10 protein-coding genes are annotated in these 13,045 nt (G+C 42.3%); 3 read left to right on the forward strand and 7 right to left on the reverse strand.

What is annotated here, in order from left to right:
• Positions 1-51: 51 nt before the first annotated feature.
• The 5 genes from QUE03_RS19385 to QUE03_RS19405 all read right to left on the reverse strand — a co-directional run bounded on the left by QUE03_RS19385 (position 52) and on the right by QUE03_RS19405 (position 5,951).
• Complete coding sequence (locus tag QUE03_RS19385) at positions 52-438, reverse strand: PAS domain-containing protein (RefSeq protein WP_286263747.1); 387 nt, start codon at positions 436-438, stop codon at positions 52-54.
• A gap of 153 nt (positions 439-591) precedes the next feature.
• Positions 592-1,203: a hypothetical protein gene (locus QUE03_RS19390; RefSeq protein ID WP_286263749.1), complete on the reverse strand. Its 612-nt coding sequence runs from the start codon at positions 1,201-1,203 to the stop codon at positions 592-594.
• A gap of 545 nt (positions 1,204-1,748) precedes the next feature.
• Positions 1,749-3,305, reverse strand: coding sequence for an AMP-binding protein (locus QUE03_RS19395; RefSeq protein WP_286263750.1), 1,557 nt, complete (start codon positions 3,303-3,305; stop codon positions 1,749-1,751).
• Positions 3,306-3,324: 19 nt separating this feature from the next.
• On the reverse strand, positions 3,325-4,740 hold the full coding sequence (locus QUE03_RS19400; RefSeq protein WP_286263751.1) for a coniferyl aldehyde dehydrogenase: 1,416 nt from the start codon (positions 4,738-4,740) through the stop codon (positions 3,325-3,327).
• Positions 4,741-4,880: 140 nt separating this feature from the next.
• Entirely contained in the window at positions 4,881-5,951 is a 1,071-nt protein-coding gene (locus QUE03_RS19405; protein ID WP_286263752.1) for an AraC family transcriptional regulator, read from the reverse strand.
• A 188-nt stretch (positions 5,952-6,139) separates the two neighbouring features.
• On the opposite strand from QUE03_RS19405, the gene QUE03_RS19410 reads away from it, so the two are divergent.
• Entirely contained in the window at positions 6,140-7,999 is a 1,860-nt protein-coding gene (locus QUE03_RS19410) for a DUF1302 domain-containing protein (RefSeq protein WP_286263753.1), read from the forward strand.
• A gap of 11 nt (positions 8,000-8,010) precedes the next feature.
• Positions 8,011-9,372 (forward strand): DUF1329 domain-containing protein, encoded by a 1,362-nt coding sequence (locus QUE03_RS19415; RefSeq protein WP_286263754.1) that lies wholly within the window; start codon positions 8,011-8,013, stop codon positions 9,370-9,372.
• A gap of 63 nt (positions 9,373-9,435) precedes the next feature.
• On the opposite strand, the gene QUE03_RS19420 is transcribed toward QUE03_RS19415, so the two are convergent.
• On the reverse strand, positions 9,436-10,533 hold the full coding sequence (locus tag QUE03_RS19420; RefSeq protein WP_286263756.1) for an MBL fold metallo-hydrolase: 1,098 nt from the start codon (positions 10,531-10,533) through the stop codon (positions 9,436-9,438).
• A 115-nt stretch (positions 10,534-10,648) separates the two neighbouring features.
• Here QUE03_RS19420 and QUE03_RS19425 point away from each other — a divergent pair, with 115 nt between their 5' ends.
• Positions 10,649-11,257: a TetR/AcrR family transcriptional regulator gene (locus QUE03_RS19425; protein WP_286263758.1), complete on the forward strand. Its 609-nt coding sequence runs from the start codon at positions 10,649-10,651 to the stop codon at positions 11,255-11,257.
• Between the two features lie 95 nt (positions 11,258-11,352).
• On the opposite strand, the gene QUE03_RS19430 is transcribed toward QUE03_RS19425, so the two are convergent.
• The gene (locus QUE03_RS19430; protein ID WP_286263760.1) at positions 11,353-12,966 is read right to left on the reverse strand and encodes a GMC family oxidoreductase; all 1,614 of its coding nucleotides are present in this window, start codon (positions 12,964-12,966) and stop codon (positions 11,353-11,355) included.
• Positions 12,967-13,045 lie beyond the last annotated feature (79 nt).

Here is a 13,045-nt window from a genome sequence, read left to right on the forward strand (position 1 = left end):
TGAGTCGATGACGGCTCTATTGAAAACCGTTAATATGCCAGCCATATTAAGTTAAATTCTCAAAGTCTGAAAGTGCTTCAGAAATACTTCATAAATGACCTCAGTCACTTCTGTACCGTAGCAACGAGTATGTCTAAATTCACCATGCTCAACGTAGACACTTGAATTGTATATAATATACTTAGTGCCATCCTTACCTTTGACTCTTGCAGGATAATTATTCAAAGTTTCAAAACGCCCTAAGCGCCGCATCATATCGGCTAAACTGTCTTGATCTAGTTGAAATTCAGATACATGATGGCCTACGTATTCTTCTTTGTCATACCCCAGTACTTCAAGTTCCCACTCGTTGGCATAAACCACAATACCTTCGGGTGATACCGCATGGATACCAATCGATGAATTTTCAATAAAATGTTCAGCGTTTTCTTTAAACAAAAATCCTCCTCGCCGACTGCACCATGCTTTCTTCTACGAGCTTTACCAGCAACATGACAAAACTCGGCAACTAAACAGTTTTCATAGTCGTTAGGCTACGATATTTAGCAGGTATTTAAAAGTAGTCTTATGGCTAAATCGGCAACAGCCGTATTACTGAGGGTTGAATAATCGCTCTTGGCTATGCGGGTAATAAGTACCACCAACACGGTGCACTATAGAACACTGTTTAATGGCATTCCTTTTTCCTCCCAAACAAAGGGGTTCCAAGACTTCCCACTCTTGCTCTTGGTACGAAATTACACCGTAAATTAGTCGCTTATCGTCATATTGCAAAATAACGGTATCACTTTCTCTTATCTTCGAAATTGTATCAACTAGTAATAAGGTACCTCTGGGGAAAATGAAGTCTGAATAATCTACCACTATTGCGTAGGCATGATCCAAATTCACCGGAGAGGGTATTTGCTCGTATGTATCAGCAAGTTCACGCCCTGACAACGTGTATTTAACACAGATAGACTGCAAAGAGATTTTATGCAAATCACTGTGCGGTATTAATTCAGTTATATTAGTTTGTGTTAACGTAGAAAACTTAGCAATGAAGTCTGTATTTAGCGGTATTTCACCGCGCAAGTACTGACTAAACGCCGATTGATTCATCTCCATCGCTTGCGCAGCTTTGGTCTGACTCGTTTTAACCGTACCTTTATAACTTGCCCAGATTGTATTAATTTTTTCTAGTGTTTTCTGGCTATATTCCATTGACCAATCTTCATCGAAGTAAACTGCAACCACTTTATAAGTATTACTGATAATTCATTTATTTGCACGTTAAATTTAATTTCATATACTCAGTCACAATCTTGAAAACAATATCAGGCACATGATGCACATCAATGTTTATACCTTTATTTACGAAATTAACATAAAGAAACAGTTTTTAATATTGAAATAACAGTGTTACTGATTATAATTACACCGTTCCTATCACTTATATTACGAATGCAATGACCTTTTTTAAACCCTTGTCTAGCCGAGAACTAGCTTTAATCTCATTACTACTGTCCATTATTTACTTATTGGACCCTCAATCTTTGACCTTTTTTTAGGCCAGAGACCTTGAATTAGCCGAACAAATAAAAATTAAAGCACTCATTTAATATGAGTAAAGTGAATCATGTTTTATTCAAAGGAAAGTGCGCGAACGGCTATCCTGTTCTAGAATAACCGATCACCTTTTTAAATTAGAAATGGGTCAAATACCCAGATGCATTACAGCTTCTAATCGACCGAACTTGATCCAAGCATTATTGACGAAGTTCACGTCTTAGAATTTTACCCACGGTTGATTTAGGTAGCTCATCTAAGATCACCACTTTTTTCGGCACTTTATAGCCCGTTAAGCTTGTGCGGCAATGTTCAATCACTTGCTCTGCATCGACATCACTTTCCACGGTAATATAGGCACATACTTTCTCACCGGTTTTATCATCAGACTCGCCAATGACGGCCGCTTCTAAGATATTGTCATGTTGGGTCAAGACGTCTTCAACTTCATTAGGGTAAACGTTAAAACCCGAGACAATAATCATGTCTTTTAAGCGATCAACGATTTTGATTTCACCTGTTTCAAGACGAATACCAACATCACCTGTTTTGAAAAAGCCGTCTTTCATCACTTTGCTGGTTTCATCTGGCATATTCCAATAACCACTCATTACTTGCGGACCACGTGCAACAATCTGGCCTTCTTCAGCGATATTGTCTTGCTCGTCCCAAAGCTCTATTTCTGTGCCTTCAAGTGGCGTACCTACAGTACCCAGTACTTCTTTATCCGGTGTATTAAAACAAAGTACTGGCGATGTTTCTGACAAGCCATAACCTTCAGTAATTGAGCAGCCAGTCACCGCTTTCCAAATGTTAACCGCCGACGACGTTAACGCCGTACCACCTGAAATAGTTAACTTTAACGCTGAAAAATCTAGTGCTTTAAAGCCCTCGTGATGACTTAGTCCAACAAACAAGGTGTTTATGCCAGCAAAACCTGTGAACTTAAAGGGTTTGATTGCACCGACAAAAGCATCTAAATCACGAGGATTAGGAATCAACACGTTGAGATTACCACGCGAGAAAAACATGATCATATTTACGGTAAATGCATAAATGTGATAAAGCGGTAACGGACAAACAAAAATCTCTTGGCCTTCACTACACTTTTGATCAAGGCGTTCAAAGACTTGATCAGCATTACTGATAATATTGTGATGACTTAAGCAGGCGCCTTTTGAAACGCCCGTCGTACCGCCAGTATATTGCAATGCACAATTCTCGCTACCTAGCACTGCGGGACGTGCAGCTAATCTTTGACCATCAAAATCGTTCAATATTTGATTGAAACTTTGGCATCCTTGTGGCGCTGCCGATACATCTTGAGTTAGCAAGTCAGTCGCTGCCGTTGTAATAACTAGCTCGATGTTAGTATCCGCTTTAATTTCATCAAATTTAGGCAGTAAATCTTGCAGTATCATTAACGCCTTAGCACCAGAGTCTTTAAACTGATGCTGCATTTCGCGCGGCGTGTATAGTGGGTTTGTGTTTACCACGACTAAGCCAGCTCTTAAGGCGGCATAGGTAGCAATTGGGTATTGGGTCACATTAGGTAACTGTATTGCAATACGATCGCCAGCACTTAAAGCAGGGTGTTGCTGTAGAAAGCAGGCTAACGCTCTCGATTTCTCTTCTATCTCGCTAAAACTTAACGTTTGCCCTAAACAAGAATAGGCGGGATTGGAACCAAACTTGTTAAGAGTCGCTTCAATAAAGTCCGCAATATTTAGGTATGATGGTGCAGAGGTATTTGTCATTATTTTTCCTGCCTAAAATTTATCTTATAAAAAGTTTATACACTAACTTATGTAGTGACTTACCATATGGAGGGAATAACAAGCTGGTTAAGCTGATCCGTCCCCGCGATAAAATCGCCTTCGCATGTGAAAACGTTTTAAATCCTTCTATGCCATGATAGTTACCCATACCAGACGCGCCAATACCACCAAACGGTAAATCTTCCACAGCGACATGGAAAGCCGCTTCATTGACACAAACACCGCCTGAATGAGTCTGATTTAGAATATGACGTTGTGTTTTTTTGTCAAAACTAAAAATGTATAAGGCTAACGGACGCTCATTTTTTTGAATATAACCAATCGCGTCATCTAGCTCATCATATTCGATAATTGGCAACAAAGGACCAAAAATTTCCTGCTGCATCAAGGTCATATCATCGTTAACCTGTTCTACAACCGTCAAAGGTAATTGGCGTGTTTTTTGACAATTGGGATTCGCAGACAGTTCAGTTATACGCGCCCCTTTCATTCGCGCATCCTCAAGTAAACCAACTAACCGTTGATATTGATGATCGGTAACCACACTGGTGTAGTCTCGGTTACCATCAACCGTAGGAAACATTTGCTGGAATAATTGCTGCAATGCCATCACTAGTGCTTGGCTTTTACCGCGGGGAACAAAAATGTAATCGGGAGCGACACAAGTTTGCCCCGAATTTAACGTTTTACCAAGCATAAGTCGCTCGACTGCCGTTTTAATGTCCATATCTGGTGCAATAATCGCCGGCGATTTTCCACCAAGCTCCAACGTTACAGGCACCAGGTTTTCTGCTGCCGCTTTCATCACCAATTTCCCCACATGGGTCGAGCCAGTGAAAAACAGATGATCAAAGGGCAAAGAAGTAAAGGTTGCTGCCACTTGGGCATCACCGCCGATGATGGCCACTTTACTTTTATCAAAATATTGACTGACAAGATCAGCCAATACTTGAGTTGTCTTCGGGGTAAATTCTGACATTTTAATCATGGCACGATTACCCGCCGCAAGGGCAGCCGTCAATGGGCCAATAGCTAGATATACGGGGTAGTTCCACGGAGCAACAATACCGACAACACCTACAGGTTGGTATTGAACTCTCGCTTTTGCGGGTTGAAATAAAAGCCCAACATGGCGTTTTTGTGGCTTCATCCACTTTTTCAGTTGTCGCTTCGTGTAATGAATACCAGAGACACAGGTAAGAATATCGCCGATTTTAGAGTCGTCTGTGGCACGATTGCCAAAATCTTGGTTCATTGCCTCAACTAAGCGATCTTGGTTATCAAGTACCAACCTCAATAAGGTATTTAAATCATCAATACGGGATTGGTAGCTCTGTGCAGGTTCTTCAATAAAAGCCAACTTTTGCTGTTGCAGTAGCTTTTCCAAATCAGATACGTTTTTCGAATGTTCCATTAATAAACCTCAGGCAATCAGATTATCGTTACTTTCAACCCCGAAATGATTGAGCATATATCAGAGTTGATAAGTCAGTTGCTGGATTATTAAGTGAACGAGCCAAAAAAAATATGTTTATCTGCGCCAATTGATAGTCTTTAACTCGGTAATGTATTAGTTTCGTGGTCTGAGGTTGGAATAACAAATCCTGAGTTTTCTTTTCTGTAAGCACCGGGCGTGCACCCCGTCCAGCGCTTGAAAGCACGATTAAAATTACCAATATTGGAAAAGCCGACTAAGTAGCCGATTTCGCTGAACGTTAGATGATGTTGCTGTATATATTCTAGTGCCAAACTCTTGCGGGTATTTTCTAATATGTCTCTGAAGCTGGTATTTTTCTCATTTAGCTTTCGTTGTAAATTGCGCAGACTCATCGCCAATTGAGAAGCAATTTCCGTTTGTGAAGGCGTCCCTAAAGGCAGCATTTCATAAATACGGTTTTTAACGAGCTGTTCAACGTCGTTTTTATCAATACGTGATAAGTAGTCATTGAGTATTTTTTCGTGGGTCTGCATGATCAGCGGATTACCGCCTGGCAATTGTTTAGACAAACTTTCATCATCAAACACTAAGCTAATTTCATCACAATCAAAAACGAATTCACAATTAAAAAACTCTTTTAAGGCATTAATGTCATAAGAAGGTTCGGGCCAGTTTAAATGTATTTCAAGCGGACTATAATCGCTTTTCAACGTTTCGCGGGTAAATTGCAACATGGTTGCTAAGAAACACAGAATACAGCCTTGAGTTAACACCGGACGTTGAGAATCTTCGTAATAGGCTATGTCCATAATGAAGTGCACGTGGTTGCCACGCGTATCCACCGACAAGGTGCAGGTGTTTGACACAACGCGTTTATATCGTGCTATGCGAATATAGGCATCTTTCAAGGTATCTGACGACATCATGGCGTATCCCAGCGCATGAAACATACCGGGGTGAAACTGCTCGGCAACAGCGATAGCAAAGTCTTTTCGCCCTTTAACTTTATCGCAGTATTCGATCACTTGAGACATTTTTTCGGCCGCTAGGCGAGATTCTGGATCTTTAAACTCTTCTGGTTTTAGGTCGCATTGTTCTATGACTTCTTGTATGTCGATATTCCACGCTTCTAGCGCTCTGCTAATGGGGATCATCCAGCCACTAAGTACCGAAAAATAATTACTCATAACTTCATCGTCTCTTGTGATTCAACTTCATTCTACTCGCTGTGTATGAAATGACAATCATTTGGCACGTATAGCTACCATTCATCAAAGTATTTGTCTGTATGTTATTAGCTATAGCTCGTATTGGGCTATGTAACATTTCCAAAATAAAAACAAAAACAATGACATTCATCTCTTTGGGGGGAAAAATGACAACAAAGCTTAACAACAAGAAATTGCTTTCAGTGGCAATAGGTGTTGCTTTGCTCAGTGCAAACAGCAATGCTGCCGAGTTTTATTTCGGTGAAAATGACGATATCTCATTGACGATCAACTCACAATTGTCTGTTGGTGCCAGCTGGCGTTTAGACGAACAAGATCCACGTTATATTTCAACCGTAAATGGCGGTACCGGCGCCACGTCCACCACTGACGACGGCACGCTAAATTTTGAAGACGGTGAAACGTTTTCAAAAATCATAAAAGGTACCCACGAGCTACAATTATCTAAAGATGACTTTGGTGCCTTTGTTCGCTTTAAATATTGGTACGATAAAGAGTTAAAAGACGAATCTCGTCCTCATGGTCATTCGCCTAATGGCTACACACCGGGCGCACCACTTAATGACGATGACTTTTCAGATTTTTCAAAATTTTCTGGTCTTGAGCTGCTTGATGCCTACGTTTACGGTTCATTTGAGCTAGGTGAGTCTGTTGTCGATCTGCGCTTAGGTCGGCAAGTTATTAGCTGGGGGGAAAGCACCTTTATCCAAGGCGGCATGAATGCCACCAACCCATTTGACGTCAATGCGCTAAGACGTCCAGGAGCGGAATTAAAAGAAGGTATCCTACCGGTTGGCATGTTGTACATGAACGCTGGTGTCACCGAAAATCTCTCAATTGAAGCTTTCTACCAGTATGAGTGGGAAAAAACGGAAATCGATGGCTGCGGTACTATTTTCCAAGGGGCTGACTTTGCCGCTGACGGTTGTTTTGCGATTACTATTGCGGTGCCAGATCAGCAAGCTTTGGCGGGCGGTTTCTATGCTCAACGCCAAAAAGATATTGAGCCAGATGATGGCGGGCAATATGGTTTAGCAATGCGTTATTTCGCACCTGAATTAAACGATACAGAGTTTGGCCTGTATTACATGAACATTCACTCTCGTGTTCCGATGATCAATGCGGTTCGAACTTCTGTACCAGCCGCAACGGGTGATCCTTCAACGGTATTTGTACCACGAGCACTAGACCCAACAGGTGGCGCTCTTGCAGACCTAAACCCTGCGTACTTAATTGAATTTCCAGAAGATTTAAAATATTACGGCGCCAGCTTTGCGACTAACGTTGGCGGTTTAGCCCTGTCTGGTGAAATTTCATATAAACCTGACACACCAATTCAAATCAATGGCCCTGAGATATTAAACGCAGTTTTATCTGAAAACCCAGCTTTTCGTTTTACCGAGAGAGTGAAATCTGTTGGTTTTGGTGAAGTAGCCCGCGGCTGGGACGAGTATGACGTCACTCAAATTCAAGTCACAGCACTACATTTCTTTGAGCGAGTGATGGGCGCCTCTCGTTTGACCTTGATAGGTGAAGCAGGGGTTGTGTTAACCGATGGCATTGAAGATTCTGACCAGCGTTACGGTCGAAATGCTGTATTTGGTTTAGGTGACTTCGACGCTGGTTTTAATCACCCGGAAGCTGGCTTCCCGGTGAATTGTGACAACTTAGTCGCTGCGGGTGCAATCGCTGGCGACTGTCGAGACGATGGATTCACTACAGACTCAGCATGGGGCTATCGCATGCGAGCCGTGTGGGATTACTCAGATTTATTCGCTGGCATCTCACTAAAGCCAACGCTGGCTTGGTCACATGATGTCAGCGGCTACTCTCCTGAGCCAGGACAACAATTTCACGAAGGAAAAAAAGGCTTAGGACTTTCTTTGGAAGCTTCGTATCAACAGAATTATAGCGCCACCATCAGCTATTCACAGTTTACCGGTGGTAGTCACAACGTCATGACAGACAAAGACTTTATTTCGTTCAGCATGTCTGTGTCTTACTAAGAGGAATTACCATGAAAAATATGATCACAGCAACAGGATTACTTTCTCTGACCCTACTTAGCAGCACTGTATTAGCGAAAGTTAGCCCAGAAGAAGCAGCTAAATTAGGCACAACGCTAACACCAATCGGTGCTGAAGTGGCAGGCAATGCCGCGGGGACTATCCCAAAATTTGAAGGGGGTTTGCACAGTGGTAACACCACAAAAAGTGCTGACGATGGCCGACCTGACAACCCATTTGGCGACGATAAGCCTTTGTTTACCATTACCAATGCCAACCTAGACCAATATAGAAATAATTTAAGTCCTGGCCAATTGGCGATGTTCGGCAAATATCCTGACTATCAAATGCCAATTTATCAAACTCGTCGTACTGCAACGTATGCTGATGAGATAAATGCCAAAGTTAAAAAGAATGCAACGACCGCAGAACTTGTACAGGGCGGCAATGGTATTGCCAATTTTGACACCGCCATTCCGTTTCCGATTCCTTCAAACGCTAACGAAGTGATTTGGAATCACATTACCCGCTATCGTGGCGGCTCTGCCCGTCGATTTTTAACCACTATTCCTGCACAAGCAGATGGTTCTTTTGTACCTGTGAAACTCAATGACCAGTTGGTGTGGCCTGAGTTTTTAGTGGGTGGGCGTGATGCCAAAAAAGATGACAACATCTTATTCTACTACTTACAAGTGATCACCGCTCCTTCACGTTTAACGGGTACTGCATTGATGGTACACGAGACCATTGATCAGGTAGCAGAGGCACGTAAAGCATGGGTGTATAACTCTGGCCAACGCCGTGTTCGTCGTGCACCTAATGTCTCGTATGACGGTCCTTCAGCAGGTACTGACGGCTTAAGAACTTCTGATAACTATGATATGTACAATGGTGCACCGGATCGTTACGACTGGAAAATTATCGGCAAGAAAGAGCTTTATATTCCTTATAACTCATACAAGTTAATGGATACTTCAGCCAGTTATGAAGACATTGCTAAAGCGGGCCACTTAAACCCTGAATACTTACGTTATGAATTGCACCGTGTATGGCATGTTGAAGCAACATTAAAAGAAGGGGCTCGTCACATCTATGCAAAACGTAGTTTCTACATTGATGAAGACACATGGGGCGCGTCTGTCATTGATCATTACGACGGTCGTGGCAAATTATGGCGCATGGCTGAAGCACACAATGTTCAGTTTTACGATGTTGATACACCGTGGATGGTGGCAGAAACACTGCATGATTTAAACTCTGGCCGTTACTTAACAACGGGGTTAAGTAATGAAGAGCCTAAATTTATGGTTTGGGGTGAGAAAAACAAACGTAAAGCGTTTTCAACTTCTGCTCTGCGTCGTATTGGTAAATAAACTAATTAAGTCACGATAAAAAGCGGTGTGATGATCACTCATCTCGCCGCTTTTTCTTTTCTGCTACGACTTAACCTGGCGCCACCAAGTTGTTGTCTCATTCTTTTCACTTCGCGCCGATATCGCCTGCCCCATGATGGGTGTCAATAAGCTTATCTCAGACGCTTGTGCTAACTTGTGAATACGCTCTAACGGTTCATACCAACTGTGAAATGCCAAATCGAAAGTACCATTGTGCACCGGCATCATCTGGCGACCTTTTAAATCAATGTGCGCTTGCAAGCTTTCTTCCGGCGTCATATGTATCGTCGACCAGTCCTTATCATAGGCACCTGTTTCAATCATCGTCAGGTCAAAAGGACCTAATCGCTCACCAATTTCTTTAAAACCATCGAAGTAACCTGAGTCGCCACTAAAATATATTTTACTCCGAGCAGACTCAATCACATACGACGCCCATAACGTTTCATTTTTATCAAACAATCCACGGCCTGAGAAATGTTGAGTCGGCGTTGCCGTTATTCTCACCCCAGCAATATCAATCGATTGCCACCAGTCCAATGCATGGATATGGTTTTTGTTTACCTGCCACTTTTTCAGGTACTTATCGACGGCTAACGGTACGACAAAATGCTTAGCCTTGTCTGATAAGTACTTGATTGAAGCTTCATCTAAATGGTCATAATGATCATGGGAAATGATGACACCTTCAATTTCAGGCAGTGAGTCAAGTGCAATAGGCGACTGATGGAATCGCTTTGGCCCCGCAAAACTAAAAGGGGAGGCGCGATCACTAAAAACGGGATCAATAAGCCAAAATTTCCCTGCAAGTTTCATTAACATACTGGAATGACCTAGCCTAATAACGAAGTCTTGCTCCTCAGGAAGTTGCTGCAACTGCTCCGCGGTAAGTGGTGCTAACGGGATTTCACTGACGGGCATGGTATCAACACGTTTTTCTGTTATATAACGTTTCAATAGCGGTAGAATGCTCACGTCGTTTTTAAAGTCAGGTGCACTATTAATAAATGTTCCATCATCTCCGTGATGCAATGCCGAGCTATCTTTTTCTTGAGCGAGTACGCTGGAGTTTGTAGAAGTAACGGTTAGCAAGCTGCCTCCAATAAGTAAAATAAAAACAACAATTAAGGGTATTTTCATAACAAAACCACAAAGTAAACTATACGGTGTAGTTTATTTGTATTGTTTTGAAAAGTAAACTCATTAGTGTAAAATAAGTCGTATTAATGGTGAGCTCATGGCTAAGAACTTGATAATGAATGAAAAAAAATTAACGCGTTCCGATATGAAACGTATCGCTATTGTTGATGCAGCAACTCTCGAGTTTCAGTTGAAGGGTTTTAAAATCGCGAGTATGGACGATATTGCTAAGCGCGCACAGGTTTCTAAACGTACGGTTTATAATCATTTTTCGAGCAAAGAGCAGCTCTTTAATGCCATTTTAACTCAAATGTTCATTTTGCTAGATACGTTCGAGCCTGTGCCGTATTCAAGTGAAACCCCATTGGCAGAGCAATTAACATTGTTAGCAAATCATGAGATAACACTACTAAAAACTGACGGTTTTATTACCACCGCTAAAGTACTTATCGCAGAAGGGATACATTCACCAGATTTACTTAATGACGCGATGATCCGATTCAGTAAAAAGGAATCGCCATTAACCAGTTGGTTTAAGGCAGCAGCAACCGCTGGCGTATTTAAAACGGAGCACGTTGATTTTATTGCAACCCAGTTTATGGCGGTAATTAAAGCATTTTGTTTTTGGCCGCAGGTAACTCAAAACGTTGCATTTCCAGATGATAAAGAAGTACAAAGGGTTACTGATGCAGCGGTAGACATGATTTTAAAGCAATACACTTAACTTGCGAGCAACTTAAACATGCATACCGCTTCAACGAATAAGCTGCTAGTTAAGAAACGACCTCGAAGCTTACCAACCAAGCTTAAAGACCAAGACTAACAGGTTAAGTTATGGGTTTGTTTGACCATATCTGCCGCTTTTTCGCCGATCATAATCGTTGGTGCATTGGTATTGCCACTGACTAAGTTAGGCATTATAGAGGCATCTACAACACGCAACCCTTCGATGCCATAGACTTTGAGTTGCGCATCGACAACCGCCATCTCATCTTCTTTTGTACCCATTTTGCAGGTTCCTACGGGATGATATTGAGTGTCTGCGCGATTACGAATGTCTTGCTCAAACTCGCTTTTATTTTTTGGATTTACTGGATAAAGCATTTTGCCGCGAACACCATCGAACGGCTTACCTTCCAATACTCGCTGCATACGTTTTGCGCCCGCTATCATCACCGCCATATCACGTTCGTCTTCAAAAAAGGCCGGATCAATGTCCAGAGAATCTTGTGGATTGCTGCTGCGTAATTTCACTTCGCCGCGGCTTTCCGGTCGCAGCAAGGTGATGTGACAGCTGTAACCGTGGCCCATATTAAAAGTTCTAGCGTGGTTATCAACTATACCGGCGACCCACACTAATTGAACGTCCGCAGATGGCGCGTGTTCATGGGTTTTGTAAAAAGCGCCTGACTCAGCAATTGAACTCGTGACTTTCCCTGTACGACTGTTTTTCCATGACCAAATTTCTTTGAGCATTTTAGTACTGCCTTGAAGGCTGATACCAAAAGTGTCTTCCTGTGCTTTCACTTTAAAAGTTTGCACATAATCTATGTGATCTTGTAGGTTTTGACCGACGCCAGGTAGGTCAAGCTTCACGTCAATATTATGCTCATGTAGGTGTTGCTTAGCACCGATACCTGAAAGCATAAGTATTTGCGGAGAGCCAAATGCGCCTGCACTTAATAGCACTTCTTTATTCGCATAAACTTCTTGCACATTACCTTTAACGCTAAAACGAACACCAACCGCTTTTTTGTTCTCAATAAGCACTTTCTCGGTCAGAGCATGGGTAATCACCGTCAAGTTAGGACGTGACAAGTTTGGCGTTAAGTACGCTTTTGCTGCGCTAAAACGTTCACCGTTTTTAATGGTACGTTGATAGATAAAGCAGCCATCTTGAGTCTCCCCGTTATAATCATCATTGCGTTGAATGCCTTGTTGCTCACAAGACTGCAAAAACATTTCGTTTAAGGTGCTGGCATCTGAGGGGTCTGAGACATTAAGTGGCCCAGATTGACCATGGTATTCATTCTTGATCCGCTCATTGTGTTCAGCTTTTTTAAAGTAAGGTAGCACTTCATCTGCACTCCACCCATCGTTTCCTAATGCTGCCCACTGATCATAGTCATAATGAGAGCCGCGCACATAAAGCATGGCATTGGTAGAGGAACTCCCGCCTAATGTTTTACCACGCGGTTGGTACCCTTTGCGGCCATTGAGGCCTTTTTGAGGAATGGTTTCAAATGCCCAATTATTGTGCTTCGTCGGTAACATCGCAGCAACCCCTAATGGGGCATGAATAAAGACACTTTTATCAGGGCCTCCTGCCTCTAAGAGACAAACACTGACGCTAGGGTCTTCACTTAAACGTCCTGCTAAAACGCAACCAGCAGAGCCACCACCAATAATAATAAAATCATATTTATTTGGCATTATTCACTTCCCCTCACACTTATTGTAACGATATCGCTAACCTGCTCGACGGAATTATTATGATGAAGTCGGCACACTA

The sequence above is a fragment of the Thalassotalea atypica genome (genome assembly GCF_030295975.1).
In the GTDB taxonomy this organism is placed as follows: Bacteria; Pseudomonadota; Gammaproteobacteria; order Enterobacterales; family Alteromonadaceae; genus Thalassotalea_F; species Thalassotalea_F atypica.